Source organism: Streptomyces xiamenensis (genome assembly GCF_000993785.3).
Taxonomy (GTDB): Bacteria; Actinomycetota; Actinomycetes; order Streptomycetales; family Streptomycetaceae; genus Streptomyces; species Streptomyces xiamenensis.
This window is the reverse complement of the sequence record NZ_CP009922.3, coordinates 1,157,890-1,175,703: the sequence shown is the minus strand read 5'-3', so window position 1 is coordinate 1,175,703 and position 17,814 is coordinate 1,157,890. Positions and strand designations below refer to the sequence as shown.

Annotated in this window: 18 protein-coding genes; 14 read left to right on the top strand and 4 right to left on the bottom strand. The window is 74.0% G+C overall.

Annotated elements, in window-relative coordinates; genetic code table 11:
- The first annotated feature begins 146 nt into the window (after nucleotides 1-146).
- From SXIM_RS05270 to SXIM_RS05235, 8 genes are all read left to right on the top strand, one after another.
- Nucleotides 147-1,493 carry an NYN domain-containing protein gene (locus SXIM_RS05270; protein WP_030734499.1) on the top strand — a complete coding sequence of 449 codons (1,347 nt, stop codon included), beginning with the start codon at nucleotides 147-149 and terminating at the stop codon, nucleotides 1,491-1,493.
- Nucleotides 1,494-1,793: 300 nt separating this feature from the next.
- On the top strand, nucleotides 1,794-2,843 hold the full coding sequence (locus tag SXIM_RS05265) for a C40 family peptidase (protein ID WP_043177970.1): 1,050 nt from the start codon (nucleotides 1,794-1,796) through the stop codon (nucleotides 2,841-2,843).
- A gap of 182 nt (nucleotides 2,844-3,025) precedes the next feature.
- Nucleotides 3,026-4,066 carry a C40 family peptidase gene (locus SXIM_RS05260; protein ID WP_030734494.1) on the top strand — a complete coding sequence of 347 codons (1,041 nt, stop codon included), beginning with the start codon at nucleotides 3,026-3,028 and terminating at the stop codon, nucleotides 4,064-4,066.
- Nucleotides 4,067-4,106: 40 nt separating this feature from the next.
- Nucleotides 4,107-5,258, top strand: a complete 1,152-nt coding sequence (locus tag SXIM_RS05255; RefSeq protein ID WP_046723093.1) for a glycosyltransferase family 4 protein — start codon at nucleotides 4,107-4,109, stop codon at nucleotides 5,256-5,258.
- A gap of 81 nt (nucleotides 5,259-5,339) precedes the next feature.
- Nucleotides 5,340-5,795: an SRPBCC family protein gene (locus SXIM_RS05250; RefSeq protein ID WP_030734488.1), complete on the top strand. Its 456-nt coding sequence runs from the start codon at nucleotides 5,340-5,342 to the stop codon at nucleotides 5,793-5,795.
- The gene (locus SXIM_RS05245) at nucleotides 5,792-6,838 is read left to right on the top strand and encodes an ArsA family ATPase (protein WP_046723091.1); all 1,047 of its coding nucleotides are present in this window, start codon (nucleotides 5,792-5,794) and stop codon (nucleotides 6,836-6,838) included. The genes SXIM_RS05250 and SXIM_RS05245 overlap by 4 nt, the downstream gene beginning before the upstream one ends.
- Before the next feature lie 42 nt (nucleotides 6,839-6,880).
- The gene (locus tag SXIM_RS05240) at nucleotides 6,881-7,318 is read left to right on the top strand and encodes a DUF5304 family protein (RefSeq protein WP_046723089.1); all 438 of its coding nucleotides are present in this window, start codon (nucleotides 6,881-6,883) and stop codon (nucleotides 7,316-7,318) included.
- A 53-nt stretch (nucleotides 7,319-7,371) separates the two neighbouring features.
- Nucleotides 7,372-8,313 carry an ROK family glucokinase gene (locus tag SXIM_RS05235; RefSeq protein WP_046723087.1) on the top strand — a complete coding sequence of 314 codons (942 nt, stop codon included), beginning with the start codon at nucleotides 7,372-7,374 and terminating at the stop codon, nucleotides 8,311-8,313.
- Nucleotides 8,314-8,364: 51 nt separating this feature from the next.
- Here the strand turns inward: SXIM_RS05235 and SXIM_RS05230 are convergent, their stop codons facing one another.
- Entirely contained in the window at nucleotides 8,365-8,820 is a 456-nt protein-coding gene (locus tag SXIM_RS05230; RefSeq protein ID WP_046723083.1) for a TIGR03618 family F420-dependent PPOX class oxidoreductase, read from the bottom strand.
- A gap of 70 nt (nucleotides 8,821-8,890) precedes the next feature.
- On the opposite strand from SXIM_RS05230, the gene SXIM_RS05225 reads away from it, so the two are divergent.
- Entirely contained in the window at nucleotides 8,891-9,598 is a 708-nt protein-coding gene (locus SXIM_RS05225; RefSeq protein WP_046723081.1) for an endonuclease/exonuclease/phosphatase family protein, read from the top strand.
- Between the two features lie 10 nt (nucleotides 9,599-9,608).
- On the opposite strand, the gene SXIM_RS05220 is transcribed toward SXIM_RS05225, so the two are convergent.
- Together SXIM_RS05220 and SXIM_RS05215 are read right to left on the bottom strand one after the other, a co-directional pair.
- Nucleotides 9,609-10,307 (bottom strand): hypothetical protein, encoded by a 699-nt coding sequence (locus SXIM_RS05220; RefSeq protein WP_425473454.1) that lies wholly within the window; start codon nucleotides 10,305-10,307, stop codon nucleotides 9,609-9,611.
- Nucleotides 10,216-10,998: an alpha/beta hydrolase gene (locus SXIM_RS05215; RefSeq protein ID WP_030734467.1), complete on the bottom strand. Its 783-nt coding sequence runs from the start codon at nucleotides 10,996-10,998 to the stop codon at nucleotides 10,216-10,218. Before SXIM_RS05215 ends, SXIM_RS05220 begins: the two co-directional genes overlap by 92 nt.
- 111 nt (nucleotides 10,999-11,109) lie before the next feature.
- On the opposite strand from SXIM_RS05215, the gene SXIM_RS05210 reads away from it, so the two are divergent.
- Genes SXIM_RS05210 through SXIM_RS05200 form a run of 3 tightly spaced genes read left to right on the top strand, consistent with a single transcriptional unit; the run spans nucleotide 11,110 to nucleotide 13,809 of the window.
- Nucleotides 11,110-11,838, top strand: a complete 729-nt coding sequence (locus SXIM_RS05210; protein ID WP_043177966.1) for a lysophospholipid acyltransferase family protein — start codon at nucleotides 11,110-11,112, stop codon at nucleotides 11,836-11,838.
- 19 nt (nucleotides 11,839-11,857) lie between these two features.
- On the top strand, nucleotides 11,858-13,126 hold the full coding sequence (macS, locus tag SXIM_RS05205) for a MacS family sensor histidine kinase (protein ID WP_174864309.1): 1,269 nt from the start codon (nucleotides 11,858-11,860) through the stop codon (nucleotides 13,124-13,126).
- Between the two features lie 23 nt (nucleotides 13,127-13,149).
- Entirely contained in the window at nucleotides 13,150-13,809 is a 660-nt protein-coding gene (locus SXIM_RS05200) for a response regulator (RefSeq protein WP_046725443.1), read from the top strand.
- On the opposite strand, the gene SXIM_RS05195 is transcribed toward SXIM_RS05200, so the two are convergent.
- On the bottom strand, nucleotides 13,776-15,743 hold the full coding sequence (locus tag SXIM_RS05195; RefSeq protein WP_043177964.1) for an anthranilate synthase family protein: 1,968 nt from the start codon (nucleotides 15,741-15,743) through the stop codon (nucleotides 13,776-13,778). The genes SXIM_RS05200 and SXIM_RS05195 overlap by 34 nt on opposite strands.
- A 250-nt stretch (nucleotides 15,744-15,993) precedes the next feature.
- Between SXIM_RS05195 and SXIM_RS05190 the strand changes: the two genes are divergently transcribed.
- A complete protein-coding gene (locus SXIM_RS05190) occupies nucleotides 15,994-17,343 on the top strand; it encodes a class II 3-deoxy-7-phosphoheptulonate synthase (protein WP_030734454.1) in 1,350 nt (449 codons plus the stop codon).
- Nucleotides 17,344-17,477: 134 nt separating this feature from the next.
- Complete coding sequence (locus SXIM_RS05185) at nucleotides 17,478-17,756, top strand: (2Fe-2S)-binding protein (RefSeq protein ID WP_053116324.1); 279 nt, start codon at nucleotides 17,478-17,480, stop codon at nucleotides 17,754-17,756.
- Nucleotides 17,757-17,814: the final 58 nt, after the last annotated feature.

Genomic DNA, 17,814 nt, shown 5'->3' with positions numbered 1-17,814 from the left:
CGCAGGCCGTAGGGTGACCGTGCGGATGATGACAGCCTCCCCCGGACCCCTCTTCGGGAGGTACCCCCGGCCGGGCAGTTCAGAAAGTAGGCGAAACCATGGCGCATTCTCGGCCAACGGATGCTGACGGACGGGTGTGACCGGTCATGGATGCCACGGATGGCGATGAGGGAGCGGAGCCCGCAGAGAGCCTGGACCGTCCGCTGCCCGAGAAGGTCCGGCACCGTGTGATCGTGCTGGCCGGAGACGCCTTCGCCGGCCTCACCGTCAACGAGCTGCCGCCGGTCCTGCGGCAGTACGCGCGGTTCACCCCCGCCCGCCGGATCCGGCACGGCGGCGCCGCCATCGCCACCGCCCTGGAGAACGACACCCTCTTCCGGCACCGCGTCGCCGCCCGGCTGCGTGCCGCCGAACCGGAGTTGTCCGAGGCTGTGGAGGGCGGCACCCCGCCCGCCGCCGCCGATCCGGTCGCGGTCGCCGCCATCGCCTATCTGCTGCGGCCCCCCGGCTGGGCCAAGCTGGTGGCCGCCGCCGGCGAGGAGGCGCAGCGCGCCCAGGACGAGCGCGCCGGTGAGGAGCGCGAGCGCGAACTCGCCCGGCTGCGCTCCGAGCTGGCCGACGCCCGGACCACCGCGCGTACCGACAGCGAGCGGCTGCGCACCGAGCTCGAAGCGGCCCGCAAGGAGACCGACGCGGTGCACCGCAAGCTGCGCAGCGCGCTCAGCGACGTGCGGCGCGGCGAGGCCACGGTGCGCAAGCTGCGCGAGGAACTGGAGACGGTCCGCGCCGAGGCCGGTGCCGCCCGTGCCGCGGCGGACAGCGAAGCGCGGCGGTTGCGCGCCCGGCTGGCCGAGGCCGAGACCACCCTGGAGTCGGGCCGCAGGGCGGCGCGAGAGGGGCGGGGCATCGAGGACATGCGGCTGCGGCTCCTGCTGGACACCGTGCTGGACGCGGCCCAGGGGCTGCGCAGGGAACTGGCCCTGCCGCCCGCCCAGCTGCGGCCCGCCCAGACGGTCGACGCGGTGCGCCCGGGGGAGCTGTCACCGCAGGACGTCGCCCATCGCGCGCTGGCCGAGGACGATCCGGCGCTCCTGGACCAGTTGCTGGCGCTGCCCCAGGCCCATCTGGTGGTCGACGGCTACAACGTGACCAAATCCGGTTATCCCACCCTGCCGTTGGAGAAGCAGCGGGCTCGGCTGCTGCGCGGACTCGCGGTGCTGGCCGCGCAGACCGGCGCCGAGATGACCTGCGTGTTCGACGGCGCGGAGCTGGCCGCGCCGGTGCTGCTGACGCCACCGCGCGGGGTGCGGGTGCTGTTCAGCAACCCGGGGCAGACCGCCGACGAGCTGATCCGGCGGCTGGTGCGCGCCGAACCCCCGGGCCGCCCCGTGGTGGTGGTCTCCTCCGACCGGGAGGTCGCCGACGGCATCGCACGCGCCGGGGCGCGTCCCGCCGCCTCCGCCCTGCTGCTCAAACGCCTTGCCCGGACATGATCCGATTGTGCCGATCTTGCCCGTCCTGCGGATATTTCCCCCGGTCGGCCGCGGTGTGACCGCTTCTGTGCCGCACACTGGGTGACCCGTGGTCGCTCGGCGTGTGAGGTAAGTAAAAAAAGCCCACAGGGATTTGAATGAGGGAACAACGCCTCGCTAGGGTCGGGCCTCGAACCTTCGCGCGGTCGCTCACCCATCCCGGGGGGCCGTGAGGGTACCGCCGATTCCGCGGCCGATGCGCGGAGCCGGGGCCAAGCCCCCACACCCGGCAGGCGGCTGAGGAAGAAGGAGCTCGCCCCAGTGGCGTCCCACCGTCGTCCCAAGCCCCCGAGCCGTACGCGGGTGACCGTCTTCGGCGCCACCGCGGCCGCCACCGTAGCCCTCAGCTCCCAGGCAGCCCACGCCGAGACCAAGGAACAGGTCCAGGAGCGGGTTGACGAGCTCCACCACGAAGCGGCCGTCGCGACCGAGGAGTGGAACGGGGCCAAGGAGCGCGAGGAAGCGCTCCAGGAAGAGGTGGAGACCCTTCAGGACTCCGCCGCCCGCGGCCAGGAGGAGCTCAACGAGCTGCGCTCCGGCCTCGGTTCCATCGCCGCCGCCCAGTACCGCACCGGTGGCCTGGACCCCTCCGTGCAGCTCTTCCTGTCCGGTGACCCCGACGCGTACCTCGAACGCGCCTCCACGCTCAGCCAGGTCAGCGGCAAGCAGGCCGAGACGCTGCAGCTCATCGAGTCCAAGCAGCGCACCCTGTCCCAGCAGCGCGACGAGGCCACCGAGAAGCTCGCCGAGCTCGAGGAGACCCGGGACGAGCTGAAGGACCGCAAGGACACCATCCAGGGCAAGCTGAGCGAGGCGCAGTCCCTGCTCAACCAGCTCACCGAGGAGGAGCGCGCGGCGATCGCCGCCGCCGAGGCCGAGGAGGCGGCTGCCGCCCAGGCGGAGGCCGAGCGCGCCAACCGCAGTGGCAGCGACGGCCGTCCGGTGCTGGACGGCAGCGGCTCAGCCCGTGGCCAGTCCGCGCTCTCCGCCGGCGCCACCAAGGTCGGCTCCCCGTACCAGTGGGGTGCCACCGGGCCCAACTCCTTCGACTGCTCCGGCTTCGTGAGCTGGTCGTACTCGCAGGCCGGCGTCACCCTGCCGCGTACCTCCCAGGCGCAGGCCAACGCGGGGACCCGGGTCAGTGAGAGCCAGCTGGCGCCCGGCGACATCGTGTTGTTCTACGGCGACCTGCACCACGTGGGGATCTACGCCGGCAACGGCCAGGTGCTGCATTCGCCGGGCACCGGCAAGTACGTCGAGTACACCGGGCTGCACACCATGCCGTTCCAGTTCGGCGTCCGGGTCGGCTGACCCGGCACGTTCCTCCATCCGGGTGAATCGGCGGCCGGACACCGTGGCCGCCGACCCCCGCTGACCTGCGGCGCTTCTCTGGCTCGCCGGACAACATCCGGCCCGGGATGCGCTGTACCCGGCCGCGCCGCAACTAGATTCTGCCCCCTTCAGGTACCCCACCGAAGGGAACACGGCGCGCAGTGGCAACCCACCGGCGACCCCCGCAGCACGGCCCGGCCCGCGCGGCCCGCGCCTCCGTCCTGTCCGCCGCGGCGAGTGCCGCGGTCGCCCTGAGCAGCGCGCCCGCCGTGGCCGAGCCCGTCCCCAGCAGCGCCGGCGCCGCCGAGCGAGTGGACCGGCTCTTCGCCGAGGCCGAGCGCGCCGTGGAGGCGTACAACGGCACCTCGGAACGGGTCGAGGAGCTGACCGCCGAGGCCGAGCTCTACCAGCGGCGGGTGGAGACCGGCAGGCAGGCCGTCAACGAGACGCGCCGCTCCCTGGGTTCGGCCGCCGCCGCGCACTACCGGGCCGGCGGCATCGACCCCACCGTCACCCTCATGCTCTCCGACGACCCGGACAGCTATCTCGCCCGCGCCGCCACGCTGAACCGGGTCAGCACCAGACGCTCGGGTGAGCTGCGCGAGCTGCAGGCCGCCCAGCGCACCCTGGAACAGCGCCGTGCCGAGGCCGGCGACAAACTCGACGAACTCGCCGCCGAACGCGAGGTGCTCGCCCGCGAGAAGCGCACCGTGCTGCGCAAGCTCGCCACCGCCCAGGCCCAGTACGACCGGCTCACCGCCCGCGAACAGGCCGACCGGGAGGCGCGCGAGCAGGCCGCGGCCACCACCGCCCCCACCGCCGCCACCGCCACCCCGGCCTCCGAGCCCAGCGCGACCGGCCGCGGCGCCACCGCGCTCGCCGCCGCCCACAGCGCCCTCGGCAGCCCCTACGCCTGGGGCGCGGCCGGCCCGAACTCCTTCGACTGCTCGGGACTGACCCAGTGGGCCTACCGCCAGGCCGGGATCTCCCTGCCCCGCACCTCCCAGGCCCAGGCGGCGGCCGGCACCGCCGTACCGCTGTCCGCCGCCCAGCCGGGCGACCTCGTCGTCTACCGCGGCGACGCCAGCCACATCGCCCTGTACGTGGGCGGCGGCCAGGTCATCCACGCGCCCTACCCCGGCGCCCAGGTACGCATGGAGCCGGTCGGCATGATGCCGCTGCACTCCGTGGTCCGACCCTGAACCCCGGCCCGGGCCCCGCCACCGGATACGCTCGCCCGTGATGCGTAAGACATTGATCGTCACCAATGACTTCCCGCCGCGCCCCGGCGGCATCCAGGCGTTCCTGCACAGCATGGCGCTGCGCCTGGAGCCGGACCGGGTGGTCGTGTACGCCTCCACCTGGAAGCGCGACAAGGAGGGCCGGGCGGCCACCGCGGCCTTCGACGCCGAGCAGCCGTACCCGGTCATCAGGGACCGCAGCACCATGCTGCTGCCCACCCCGCGCGTCACCCGCCGCGCGGTCAACCTGCTGCGCACCCACGGGTGCGAGTCGGTGTGGTTCGGCGCGGCGGCGCCGCTGGGCCTGATGGGGCCGGCCCTGCGCAAGGCGGGCGCCCGGCGGCTGGTGGCCACCAGCCACGGCCACGAGGCCGGCTGGGCCCAGCTGCCCGCCGCCCGGCAACTGCTGCGCCGCATCGGCGAGGGCACCGACACGGTGACGTATCTGGGGGAGTACACCCGCTCACGGATCGCCTCGGCGCTCACCGAGGAAGCCGCCGGACGCATGGTGCAACTGCCGCCCGGCGTGGACGAGAAGCTTTTCCACCCCGGATCGGGCGGCGACAAGGTCCGCGCCGAACTGGGCCTCACCGACCGTCCCGTGGTGGTGTGTGTCTCCCGCCTGGTGCCGCGCAAGGGCCAGGACACCCTGATCAGGGCCATGCCCCGGATCCTGGCCGCCGAGCCGGACACCGTCCTGCTGATCGTCGGCGACGGCCCCTATCGCAGGGACCTGGAGAAGCTGGCGCGGGAGAGCGGGGTGGCCGGCTCCGTCCGGTTCACCGGGCCCGTCCCCTGGGAGCGGCTGCCCGCCCACTTCGGGGCCGGCGACGTGTTCGCCATGCCCTGCCGCACCCGGCGCCGCGGCCTCGACGTGGAGGGCCTGGGCATCGTGTACCTGGAGGCGTCGGCCACCGGACTGCCGGTGGTCTCCGGCGACTCGGGCGGCGCGCCCGACGCGGTGCTGGACGGCGAGACCGGCTGGATCGTCCGCGGCGGGGCCCCCGGCGCCGCGGCCGAGACCGCCGAGCGCATCGTCACCCTGCTGCGTGACCCGGGGCTGCGGCGGCGGATGGGCGAGCGCGGGCGGCAGTGGGTCGAGGAGAAGTGGCGCTGGGACCTGCTGGCGCAGCGGCTGCGTGAACTGCTCTAGCGACGGCCCGCGATAGCCTTCCCGGTGACACTCACCCCCCACGACACGACGACAGCGCGCGCGGAACAAGGAGCCACCGGGATGGCCGAACACACCAGGTCGAGCATCACCATCGACGCCACACCGGCCGAGGTCATGGCGGTGATCGCCGACTTCGGCCGCTACCCCGAGTGGACGGGAGAGGTGCGGGAGGCCGAGGTGCTCGGCACGGACGGGCGCGGGCGCGCCGAACAGGTGCGGCTGCTGCTGGACGCCGGCGCCATCAAGGACGAGCACACCCTGGCGTACACCTGGTCGGACACCGACGAGGTCAGCTGGTCGCTCGTGAAGTCCCAGATGCTGCGCTCGCTCGACGGCTCCTACCGGCTGGTGCCGGTGGACGGCGGCACGCACACCGAGGTCACCTACCAGCTGACCGTGGACGTGAAGATCCCGATGCTGGGCACCATCAAGCGCAAGGCCGAGAAGGTCATCATCGAACGCGCCCTGGACGGGCTGAAGAAGCGGGTGGAGAGCGGCGAGGCGACCGCCGGATGACGTCGGCACGGGTGCTGCTGGTCACCGGGCCCGGCGGGGCCGGCACGACGACCGTCGCGGCCGGCACCGCGCTGGCGGAGGCACGGGCCGGGCGCTCGGTCCTGCTGCTCGGCGAGCGCGTCGGGACACTCTCCGGGGTGGCGGCCGTCCGCCCCGACACCGGGCAGTGGTTCCGGGACGGCGTACTGGGGATCCAGCGGCAGACGGGCACCGACCTGCTGCACGAGGACGAACTGACCGCGCTTCCCGGCAGCGAGGGGCTCGCCCTGCTCACCGCGCTGGCGCAGGCGCACCGCTCCGGGCGGTGGCAGACCCTGGTCGTCGACCTCCCGCCGGTCACCGAGGCGATCCGGCTGCTGGCCCTGCCCGAACTGCTGGCCCGCTACGTACGCAGGCTGCTCCCCGGCGGCCGCCCGGCCTCGCTCCTCGCCCAGCTGGCCGGCCTGCCGTACGAGGCGGCCGGACGCTGGGCCGGGGAACTCGATGAGCTGCACGCCCTGCTGACCTCACCGGCGACGGCGGTGCGGCTGGTGGTCGAACCCACGGCACAGGCACCCGCCACCGTACGGATGGCCAGGGCCGGACTCGCCCTGCACGGGCTGGCCCTGGAGACGGTGATCGCCAACCGGGTGCTGCCCTCCGGCTCCCCGGACCCCTGGCTGCGCGAGGTGGCGGCGGCACAGCAGTCGGCCCTCGACGCGCTCCCGGCCGAGACCCGCGACCTCCCGCACCTGGGCGGCACCCCCGGCGAGGCGGAGCTGACGGAGCTGGCCGCGAGCGGGGCGCTGGACTGGGCCCCGGCGGGCGAGCCGCGGCGGCTCACCCCGGTCCTCGACGACGGGCCGGTGTGGCGGCTGCCGCTGCCCGGCGCGAACCGCTCGGAACTGGACCTGGTGCGGCGCGGCGACGAACTCTTCCTCACGGTCGGGCCGTTCCGCCGCGCGGTGCCGCTGCCCGCCGAGCTGCGGCACCGCGAGGTGACCGGCGCGGCCCTGGAGGAATCGGGGGCGCTCGCCGTACGGTTCGCCCCCGATCCGGGGTAACGTCGGGGAATCCACGACGCGCAGCTGTGCCAGGAGAACGCCATGAGCGAACCCACCGAGCAGCCATCCGACGCCGACCCGCACGCCTGGGAACAGGCCTGCGCGGAAGATCTCGCCGCCGAGCGGGCCCGGTTCCGCGAACGCACCGGACAGTCCTCGCACGGGGACACCGCCGAGGAACTGCGCAAGCTCATGACGGCGATCACCGAGGAGGCGGGGCGGATCGGGGCCCGGTTCGGGGCGGACGCCACACTGCTGGCCGCCCGCGCCCGGTCGGCGGTCAACCCCGACGTGCTCCAGCACCTGTCCAACGCGGGCGCCGAACTCGTGGCCGCCTACCGGGCCGCGGTGATCGGGTACCAGCGGCAGAGCACCGAGGACGGGCTCGGGGCCGAGGAGCGCGGTGACGCCCGCGACGCTCGTGACGACCGTGACGGAGAGGAACCTTCCGGTCCGGCCCAGCGCATTGATCTGGACTGATCGCGAGGTACGGTGTTCGCCGGCGGGGACCGACTGACCTTATCGAGGATTTCATGGGACTGACCATCGGCGTTGACATCGGCGGCACCAAGATCGCGGCCGGTGTGGTCGACGAAGAGGGCACGATCCTCGACACCAGCACCGTGCCCACGCCGCCCACCCCCGAGGGAGTGGTGGAGGCCATCGCCGAGGCCGTCAAGACCGTGGGACGCGGCAGCAAGTGCGAGGCCGTGGGCATCGGCGCGGCCGGCTACGTCGACGACAAGCGCGCCACGGTCCTGTTCGCCCCGAACATCAAGTGGCGCCACGAGGCCCTCAAGGACAAGGTCGAACAGCGCGTCGGGCTCTCGGTCGTCGTCGAGAACGACGCCAACGCCGCAGCCTGGGGCGAGTACCGCTTCGGCGCGGGCGCCGGGCACGACGACGTCGTCGTCATCACCCTCGGCACGGGCCTGGGCGGCGGCATCATCATGGGCGGCCGGCTCTACCGCGGACGGTTCGGCGTCGCGGGCGAGTTCGGCCACATCCGGGTGGTACCGGACGGCCTGCTGTGCGGCTGCGGAAGCCAGGGCTGCTGGGAGCAGTACGCGTCGGGCCGCGCCCTGGTGCGCTACGCCCGGCAGCGGGCCAGCGCCACCCCCGAGGCCGCGAGCATCCTGCTGGCGGAGGGGGACGGCACCCCCGAGGGCATCGAGGGCCGCCATGTCTCCGCCGCCGCGCGGCAGGGCGACCCGGTGGCCATCGACTCCTTCCGCGAACTGGCCCGTTGGGCCGGTGCCGGGCTCGCCGACCTGGCCTCCCTGTTCGACCCCTCCGCCTTCATCGTGGGCGGCGGCGTCTCGGACGAGGGCGACCTGGTCCTGGAGCCGATCCGCAAGTCCTTCCGGCGCTGGCTGGTCGGCAGCCGCTACCGGCCGCACGCCCAGGTGGTGGCCGCCCAGCTCGGCGGCCGCGCCGGCCTGGTCGGCGCGGCGGACCTGGCCCGCCAGGGTTAGGGCTTCTCCGACGGGTTCCGCCCGGCCCGGCCGGCCCGCACCCGGCTGCCGTCAGCCCACCTCGAGCGCCGTCCCGTACAGGCGGCGCACGTGCAGCCGGATGACCACCCGGCGTTCGGCGACCTGCTGCTCCAGGAACGCGCTCTCGTCCGCGGGCCGCAGGTCGGCCGGCAGCATGTCGAGCAGTTCGCGGCCGACCGCGTCGCCCGGGCTCGTGGTGATCTCCGAGACCTCGGCCTCGCCCTCGGCGACCGCGAACGACCACACGTCGCCGCCCGGCACATGCAGGGCGGCGTGCGGGTCGCGGCGGATGTGCCCGGGCTTGGCGCGGTCGGCCGTGGTGGAGATCCGCACGACGCGGGCCGCCGGGTCCCAGTGGTACAGCATCGTGGTCAGGTGCGGGTGGCCGCTGCGCCGCACGGTGGCCACGGTGCCGAACCGCTGGGCGGCCAGCAGCGCGGACAGCGCGTCGTCGGTGAGGGAGCGGGGCCCGGGTCGATCCGTCATGACGCGATCAACCGCGCTGAGGGCCCCGGCATTCCACCGCCGGGCGTGCACCGGCGCTAGCCTCGGGCGTATGCCCGCCGTCGTGCGCCTGCTCAGCTACAACGTCCGCTCGTTGCGTGATGACACCGCCGCGCTGGCCCGGGTGATCCGGGCCTGCGCACCGGATGTGGTCGCCGTCCAGGAGGCGCCCCGGTTCGCCGGATGGCGGCGCCGGGCCCTGCGGCTGGGGCGGGCCACCGGGCTGCTGTACGTCAGCGGGGGCGCCCCGACCTGCGGCACCATGATCATGAGCACCCTGCGGCCGACGGTGGAGCGGGTGGCGGAGGTGACCCTCCCGTACACTCCCGGGCTGCACCGGCGCGGACTGGCCTGCGCCGTCCTGCGCTTCGGCGCCGGCGCCCGGCTGGCCGTGGTCAGCTGCCATCTGGGGCTGCGTGCCGCCGAGCGGCGCCGGCACGCGCCGCTGGTACGGGAGCAGTTGGCGGGGCTCGGCGCGCCCGCCGCCGTACTGGCGGGCGACCTCAACGAGCCGCCGCGGGGCGCGGCCTTCCGGTATCTCACCCGCGATCTCACTGACGGCTGGGCCGCCGCTCCCCGGGGCGGGGAGCACACGTACCCCGCCACCGGCGCGGTCAGCCGTATCGACGCCGTGCTCAGCACCGAACGGGTCACCGTGGAGGAGTGCGGCGTCCCGCTCGGCCACCCCGGCGTCACGGAGCACGATCTGCGCGCCGCCAGTGACCATCTGCCGGTCCTGGCCACCCTCCGGGTGCCCTGAGGCTGCCCCGTCAGACCACGGCGCCGCTGCCCGGGTCCGTCCAGTCGTCGTCGCCGTCCCGCATCCGCGAGATCAGCGTGGCGAAGCCACCCAGGAAACCGCCGACCCCCAGGGTGACGATCCACCAGGTCATCTCCTGCTGGAGGAGCACCGAGCCGAGCAGCAGCAGCGGCCCGCCCAGCACCGCCACCCAGGCGAGCTTCGTGGTCAGGTCCGTCTCGGGCAGCGGCGGCGGGTCCGGCGGGACGAAGTGGTCGCCGTCGGGGTCCTCGCCGGGACCCCAGTCGCGCGGGCCGCTGCCGGACCACGCGCCGGTACCCGTACCGGAGACGGTGCCGCCGCCCTCCTTGCCGCTCTCCGCGCCGGCCGCACCGGTCCCACCGGCTTCGGCACCGGCCGTACCGGTCCCACCGGACACACCCGTCCCGCCGGCCTCCGCGCCGGACTCCCGGTCCGGCTCGGCGGGCGGCACCCGGTCCACGGTGTCGGTCAGATCCAGCTCGTCGCCCTTGGGCCAGACCCCGGGCGGATCGGCCGGCTCCTCGCCGTATCCGGCGACGATCTGAGCCCAGGCGGCTTCCTCGTCGATCGGGTCGCGGCCGTCGCCGCGCTCCTGGTCACGTTCCGTCACTGGCGGTCTTCCTCGTCGCGGGGCGGATGACGCGGGTGATGAAGGCGTCCGTCTCCTGAAAGATACGCTCCGCGTCATGGTCCAGGGTGGCCACGTGATAGCTGTTCTCCAGCACCAGCTCGGTGACATCCGTGGAGGACACCGAACCCAGCACCACGGCCGAGTCACCCGGTGGCACCACATGGTCGACCGCGCTGTGCATCAGCAGCAGCGGCTGCGTGACCTGCGGCAGTTCGCCGCGTACCAGATGCACCAGCTGCCGCAGCGCGTACGCCGCGGGCAGAGGCACCCGGTCGTAGCCGACCTCGGCCGGGGCGTCCGGCCTGCGGATGTCTCCGACCACCCCGCGCGCACTGGGCAGCACGTGCCGCAGCAGCGGCAGCGCGAACCCCTGGACGCGCGGGAAGGTGATCGCCGGGTTGACGACCGCGACGCCGGCGATCCGGTCCCCGTGCAGGGCGGCCAGCCGCAGCGCCAGCGTGCCGCCCATCGACAGGCCGCACACGAACACCCGCTCGCAGCGGTCCCGCAGCTCCCGCAGTTCACGGTCGACGGCCGCGTACCAGTCCTGCCAGCCGGTCACCCGCAGATCCCGCTGCGCGGTGCCGTGCCCCGGGAGCAGCGGCAGAGCCACGGTGTGACCGCGTTCGGCCAGGTGCCGTGCCCAGGGCCGCAGGGGCTGCGGGGTGCCGGTGAAGCCGTGGCACAGCAGCACACCGGTGGCCGACCCCGCGTGGGAGAAGGGTTCGGCTCCGCTCAGCAGGGGCATGGGGGCCTCCGTTCGGTGCGGGGGTGCGGCCAGCCTACGTGGGCCCGGAGGCGCCAAGAACAGTAAATCCCCAGTAGGGTCGGGCACGAAAGAACACAGGAGGTTGGCGGAGTGCTGTACGGCGCGATGAAGATTTCCGTCGGAGCAGGGCTGAAGCTGGCCTTCCGACCATGGGTGGAGGGGCTGGAGCATGTGCCCTCCGAAGGGCCCGCGATCCTGGCGAGCAATCACCTGTCCTTCTCGGACTCCTTCTTCCTCCCCGTGGTGCTGGACCGCAAGGTCACCTTCATCGCGAAATCCGAGTACTTCACCTCCCCCGGGGTCAAGGGGAAGCTGACGGCGGCGTTCTTCAAGGGCGTCGGGCAGCTTCCGGTGGACCGCTCCGGCACCCGCGGGGCGGGCGAGGCGGCGGTGCGCAGCGGCATAGCGGTCATCGAGCGCGGCGAACTGTTCGGCATCTACCCGGAGGGCACCCGTTCCCCGGACGGCCGCCTGTACCGGGGCCGGCCCGGCGGTCTGGCCCGGGTCGCGCTGGCGACGGGCGCGCCCGTCCTGCCGGTGGCCATGATCGACACCGAGAAGATCCAGCCGCCCGGGAAGGTGATGCCCAAGCTGATGCGCCCCGGCATCCGGATCGGCGCGCCGCTGGACTTCAGCCGCTATCAGGGCATGGAGGGGGATCGCTTCATCCTGCGTTCGGTCACCGACGAGGTGATGTACGCGATCATGAAGCTGTCCGGACAGGAGTACGTGGACACCTACGCCTCGGTGGTCAAGAAGGCCATGGAGGAGGAGGCGAAGCGGAAGAAGGCGGAGGCCAAGGAAGCCTCGCCGGACTGAGGGGGAGGGTCACCGGCGGATGGCTGACAAGGCGCAGGCGGGGGAGGACCGGGGCACGGCGGAGCCGTCCTCGGGCATATCGGTGGAGCAGCCGCTGTGGCGGGCGCTCACCGGGTACCGGGTGGTCACCCTCGGCTACGCGCTGGCGGTGTTCGCGCTCGGCTACCGGGACTACGGCCGGCCGCTGCTCGGCGTCGGCTACCTCGCGCTGCTGACGGCCTGGACCCTGCTGACCCTGCCGAGCGTCTCCTCGGCCGAGCGCTGCACGGGCCGGTTCCTGACGGCGGACCTGACGATGGCGGTGAGCGGCATCCTGCTCAGCTCGCTGGCCGATCCCGCCGGCCGGGTGGGGCCCACCCTGCCCTCGATCTGGGTGGCGGGCCCGGTGATCGCGGTGGCCATCAAGAGCGGCTGGCGGTGGGCCGCGTTCGGCTCCGCGCTGGTGGGCGCCGCCAATCTGCTGGAGGACGGGCACTTCTCGCGCAGCGCGCTGCACAACGTGCTGCTGGTGTGCGTGGCGAGCATCGCGATCGGCTACGTGGTGGAGGTGGCGCGGGCCAGCGAGCGCACCCTGGCCAGGGCGCTGCGGATCGAGGCCGCGAACCGGGAGCGCGAACGGCTGGCCCGGGACATCCACGACAGCGTGCTCCAGGTGCTGGCCATGGTCCAGCGGCGCGGCACGGCCATCGGCGGTGAGGCCGCCGAGCTGGGGCGGCTGGCGGGCGACCAGGAGGTGGCGCTGCGGGCACTGGTCACCGGGCAGCGGCAGGAGGGCGCGGGCGGGCCGCCACCGGGCGCGGCCTTCGACGGGCTCCTCTCCGGGGAGCGGCACGCGGCCCCGGGGGACCCGGACGCCGAGATCGATCTGCGCACGCTGCTCACCCTCGCGGCGGGCGGCCCCGGCGGGCCCGTCACGTACGCGGGCCCCGGCTGCCCCGTACCGCTGCCGGCGGACACCGCACGGACCGTGGCCGCCGCCGTCGGCGCAGCCCTGGACAATGTGCGCAGCCACGCGGGCGGCCCGGCGGGGGAGCCGGCGGCCGCCTGGATTCTGCTGGAGGACGAGCCGGAGGAGATCACCGTGACGGTGCGCGACGACGGCCCCGGCATCCCCGAGGGGCGGCTGGCGGCGGCGGAGGCCGAGGGCCGGATGGGCGCGGCGCTGTCCATCCGGGGACGGATGCGGGAGCTGGGCGGCAGCGCGCGCTGGATCTCGGTGCCCGGGCAGGGCACCGAGGTGGAGCTGCGGCTGCCCCGCAAGCGCGGGTGGAAGGAGGCCGGCCGGTGAGCGCGGGACAGCCGGTGACGGTGATGGTCGTGGACGACCATCCGATGTGGCGTGACGCGGTCGCCAGGGATCTGGGGGCGGCCGGGTTCGACGTGGTGGCCACCGCGGGGGACGGCCCGCAGGCGGTGCGCCGGGCCCGGGCGGTACGCCCCGACGTGCTGGTGCTCGACCTGAACCTGCCGGGGCTGCCCGGGGCGGAGGTGTGCCGGCGGCTGGCCGGCGCTCCCGGGGCGGGCGGCGAGCAGGGGCCCCGGGTGCTGGTGCTGTCGGCCAGCGGTGAGCAGGAGGACGTGCTGGAGGCGGTGAAGGCCGGTGCCACCGGCTACCTGGTGAAGTCGGCCAGCGCCGAGGAACTGGCCGAGGCCGTGCGGCGGACCGCCGGGGGCGATCCGGTCTTCACCCCCGGCCTGGCCGGCCTGGTGCTGGGGGAGTACCGGCGGCTGGCCTCGGGGCCGCCCCCGGGGAGCGGGGGCGGCCTTGAAGTGCCGCAGCTGACCGAGCGGGAGACGGAGGTGCTGCGGCTGGTCGCCAAGGGGCTCACCTACCGGCAGATCGCCGACCGGCTGGTGATCTCGCACCGCACCGTGCAGAACCATGTGCAGAACACCCTCGGCAAGCTGCAACTGCACAGCCGGGTGGAGCTGGTGCGCTACGCGATCGAACGCGGACTCGACACCGAGTGATCCAGCAGCTCGGCGACGATCGCCGGGCCGCCCAGGGTCAGCACCGACTCGGGATGGAACTGCACGGAGGCGAAGCCCTCCCCGCGCAGCGCGTACACGTCCCCGGTGGCCTCGTCGCGGCTGACCTCGATGGCGTGCGCGCGCAGTTCGTGCGCGGTGTCCTGATCGCAGCGGGCGGTGAACGAGTTGTAGCAGCCGACGGTCTCGGGCCGGCCGAAGAAGTCGATCCGCTCCTGTGCCCCCTGGAACGGATGTGCCTTCCGGAGGAGTTCCAGGCCGAGTTCGGCGGCGATCAGCTCGTGGCCCAGGCAGACCCCGAGGACGCCGCCGGGGTGCGGCCCGGCCAGCAGGGTGGCCGTCAGCGTCCGCAGCAGCCGCATCTTGGGGTCGGCGGTGTCGTTGGGGTCGCCGGGTCCGGGGCCCAGCACCACGGGCCCGGGGTGGGCGGCGGCGCGGGCGGGCAGCCCGGGGGCGTCGTAGCGTTCCACCGTGACGTCGGCGCCGGTGGTGCGCAGCAGGTGGGCGAGCATCGTGGTGAAGGTGTCCTCGCCGTCGACCACCAGCACCCGCCCGCTCCCGGTGGGGCGGCGCGGGGCGAGGTCCTGCATCCGCAGCCAGAACGGCGCGAGGCCGGCGCGGCGGCCGTCCAGGGCGGCCCGCACCCGGGGGTCGGCGGCCAGGGCGCGGCCCGCGGGGGCGGCGGGCGCGGCGGAGGCACCCCGTACCGGCCGCTCGCCGGGGGCCGCGGTCACCGGCTGCCCTAGTGCGGCCAGCACCCCGGCGGCCTTGGCGTGCGTCTCGGCGACCTCGCCGGCCGGGTCGGAACCGCGCACCAGGGTGGCGCCGACCGGCAGCCGCAGCGCCCCGTCGGGCGCGATGTCCACGGTGCGGATGAGGATCGGTGAATCCAGGGTCTGGGTCCCGGTGGCGTCGTGCCCCAGCAGCGCGAGCGCGGCCCCGTAGTAGCCGCGTCCGGTCGGCTCGTGGCGGCGGATGACCCGGCAGGCGTTCTCCACCGGGCTGCCGGTGACGGTGGCGGCGAACATCGTCTCGCGCAGGACCTCGCGCACGTCCAGGGTGCTGCGCCCGCGCAGTTCGTACTCGGTGTGCGCCAGATGCGCCATCTCCTTCAGCCGGGGGCCGATCACCACCCCGCCCCGGTCGCCGACCGCGCACATCATCTTCAGCTCCTCGTCGACGACCATCGACAGTTCCTCGATCTCCTTGGGGTCGCCGAGGAAGTCCAGCAGCCCCTGCGGGTCGGGTCCGGTGGCCGGGTAGCGGTAGGTGCCGCTGATGGGGTTCATGACGACGGTGCCGCCGCGCATCCTCACGTGCACCTCGGGGCTGGCGCCGACCAGGGTGCGCTCGCCGGTGTGCACCACGAACGTCCAGTACGCGCCGCGTTCGCCGGCCAGCAGCCGGCGGAAGAGGGCGAGCGCGTCCCGCCGGGCGAAGCCGTCGATACGGCCGGTGAACGTCCGCCGGATCACGAAGTTGGCGCCCTGACCCGCGCCGATCTCCTCGCGCAGCACGGTGCGCACGATCTCCTCGTACGCCGGGTCGTCGACGTCGAAACGGCCCTCGGCGACGGAGACGGCGTGCGCGGGCAGCGCGTCGAGGGCCCGCGCCAGCGGCAGCTCCTCCACCCGGTCCGGGACCAGGACGGACAGCGGGGTGCCGTCGTCGGTGACCTCGAAGCCGCGCTCGGCGATCTGCCGGAACGGAATCAGGGCCAGCGCCCCGATGCCGGGCCGCTCGGGCAGCGGGAGGGCGCCGATCCGGTCGACCTCGTGGACCGGGCCGGTCAGTACCTCGATGGTGCCCTCGCCGGAGCGCACCCGCCCCGGGGTGCGCCGGTGCAGGAGGGCGAACGGCTCGCCGCCGTTCAGCAGCCGCTCGATGACGGCTGCGGGTGATGAGTGGTGCCCCATGGTGACAACCCCTGTCCTGGATGGGGAAGGGGCGACCCGATGGCCTGCGAACGCCGAAGGCCGCCCCTTCGGGCGGCCTTCGCGTCGTGCTGCGGGATGCGCGCAGTCAGTGGGCCGCCGAGGGAGCGGGCCACCACCAGTTACGGGTCTGCTGCGTGCGCATGCGGTGGACTATAGCGCCCGAGTGGCCCCTGTCTCACTTCGCGGGCGCGGGGAAACGCCACCCGTACGAACCCGTAACCTTGGGCGCGTGACCGTGAACGCTGACAGCAGCTTCTCCATCGCTTCCTCCTGGCGAGACCTGCCCGCGGCGCAGCAGCCCGAATATCCGGACCTCGAGGCTCTGCGCGCTGTGACCGCGGACATCGAGGGCTATCCGCCGCTGGTGTTCGCCGGCGAGGCGGACCAACTGCGGGCCCGGCTGGCGAGCGTGGCACGGGGCGAGGCGTTCCTGCTCCAGGGCGGCGACTGCGCCGAGGCGTTCGACCAGGTCAGCGCCGACCAGATCCGCGCCAAGCTGAAGACCCTGCTCCAGATGAGCGCGGTCCTCACGTACGCGGCCGCGGTCCCGGTGGTCAAGGTCGGGCGCATCGCCGGCCAGTACTCCAAGCCGCGTTCTAAGTCGACCGAGACCCGCGACGGGGTGTCGCTGCCCTCCTACCGGGGCGACTCGGTGAACGGCCCCGAGTTCACCCCCGAGGCCCGGATCCCGGACCCGGAGCGGCTGCGCCGGATGTACCACGCCTCGGCCGCCACGCTGAACCTGGTGCGCGGCTTCACCACCGGCGGGTACGCGGACCTGCGGCAGGTGCACGCCTGGAACCAGGACTTCGTGCGCACCTCCGCCTCCGGCCAGCGCTACGAGGCGCTGGCGCGGGAGATCGACAACGCGCTGAACTTCATGAAGGCGTGCGGCGCGGACCCGGCCGAGTTCCACTCGGTGGAGTTCTACGCCTCGCACGAGGCGCTGCTGCTGGACTACGAGGCTGCGCTGACCCGCGTGGACTCGCGCAGCGGGCGGCTGTACGACGTCTCCGGCCACATGGTGTGGATCGGGGAGCGGACCCGCCAGCTGGACGGGGCGCACATCGCGTTCGCGGCCTCCATCTCCAACCCGATCGGGGTGAAGATCGGCCCGACCACGACTCCGGAGGAGGCGCTGGCGCTGATCGACCGGCTCGACCCGGAGCGGGAGGCGGGGCGGCTGACGTTCATCACGCGGATGGGGGCGGACAAGATCCGCGACCTGCTGCCGCCGCTGGTGGAGCGGGTCACGGCGTCCGGCGCCGAGGTGGCGTGGGTGTGCGACCCGATGCACGGCAACACCTTCGAGGCGGCCTCCGGGCACAAGACGCGGCGCTTCGACGACGTGCTGGACGAGGTGAAGGGCTTCTTCGAGGTCCACAAGGGCCTGGGCACCCACCCCGGCGGCATCCATGTGGAGCTGACCGGCGACGACGTCACCGAGTGCGTCGGCGGCGGCAACGAGATCCTCGTCGATGACCTGCACCAGCGCTACGAGACGGCCTGCGACCCCCGGCTGAACCGCAGCCAGTCGCTGGATCTGGCCTTCCTGGTGGCGGAGATGTACCGGGGCTGAGGCCACCGGAGAACAAGGGCAGGGCCCCGGAGTGCGGCAGCGCACACCGGGGCCCTGTTCTCTGTCCGGCGACGGGAAGGTAAGGTGAGGTTTGCCTTACTAAGACCGGAAGATCACTGCGGGAGGTGGAGCGGGTGTACGTCTGCTCGTGCTTCGGCATCACCGAGGACCAGGTCCGCGCACACGCGGCCGCGGGCGCCTGTACCCCCCGCCAGATCGCGGCCACCAGCGGGGCCGGCACGGACTGCGGCTCGTGCGTCCGCCGCATCCAGGGCCTGCTGGGCCGCCCCTGCCCCCGCCGCGAACCGGCCGCCGCCGCGCCCGCGACCGAGTCCGCCGCCGTGCCCACGACCGCCCGGCCCCTCCCCGCCGCCCCGGCCCCCGCGCTTTCCCCGCTGCCCACGGCAGTCTGAGCCCCCTGCGACCCGGGCGCCGTGCTGCGCCCGCCGGGCGGGACAGCCGCTCGGGTGG

What these genes read in the sequence shown, in the direction of transcription:
- SXIM_RS05270 (WP_030734499.1), top strand. Translation starts at nt 147, where the DNA reads ATGGATGCCACGGATGGCGATGAGGGAGCGGAGCCCGCAGAGAGCCTG.
- SXIM_RS05255 (WP_046723093.1), top strand. Translation starts at nt 4,107, where the DNA reads ATGCGTAAGACATTGATCGTCACCAATGACTTCCCGCCGCGCCCCGGC.
- SXIM_RS05250 (WP_030734488.1), top strand. Translation starts at nt 5,340, where the DNA reads ATGGCCGAACACACCAGGTCGAGCATCACCATCGACGCCACACCGGCC.
- SXIM_RS05245 (WP_046723091.1), top strand. Translation starts at nt 5,792, where the DNA reads ATGACGTCGGCACGGGTGCTGCTGGTCACCGGGCCCGGCGGGGCCGGC.
- SXIM_RS05240 (WP_046723089.1), top strand. Translation starts at nt 6,881, where the DNA reads ATGAGCGAACCCACCGAGCAGCCATCCGACGCCGACCCGCACGCCTGG.
- SXIM_RS05235 (WP_046723087.1), top strand. Translation starts at nt 7,372, where the DNA reads ATGGGACTGACCATCGGCGTTGACATCGGCGGCACCAAGATCGCGGCC.
- SXIM_RS05230 (WP_046723083.1), bottom strand. Translation starts at nt 8,820, where the DNA reads ATGACGGATCGACCCGGGCCCCGCTCCCTCACCGACGACGCGCTGTCC.
- SXIM_RS05225 (WP_046723081.1), top strand. Translation starts at nt 8,891, where the DNA reads ATGCCCGCCGTCGTGCGCCTGCTCAGCTACAACGTCCGCTCGTTGCGT.
- SXIM_RS05220 (WP_425473454.1), bottom strand. Translation starts at nt 10,307, where the DNA reads ATGACGCGGAGCGTATCTTTCAGGAGACGGACGCCTTCATCACCCGCG.
- SXIM_RS05215 (WP_030734467.1), bottom strand. Translation starts at nt 10,998, where the DNA reads ATGCCCCTGCTGAGCGGAGCCGAACCCTTCTCCCACGCGGGGTCGGCC.
- macS (WP_174864309.1), top strand. Translation starts at nt 11,858, where the DNA reads ATGGCTGACAAGGCGCAGGCGGGGGAGGACCGGGGCACGGCGGAGCCG.
- SXIM_RS05200 (WP_046725443.1), top strand. Translation starts at nt 13,150, where the DNA reads ATGGTCGTGGACGACCATCCGATGTGGCGTGACGCGGTCGCCAGGGAT.
- SXIM_RS05195 (WP_043177964.1), bottom strand. Translation starts at nt 15,743, where the DNA reads ATGGGGCACCACTCATCACCCGCAGCCGTCATCGAGCGGCTGCTGAAC.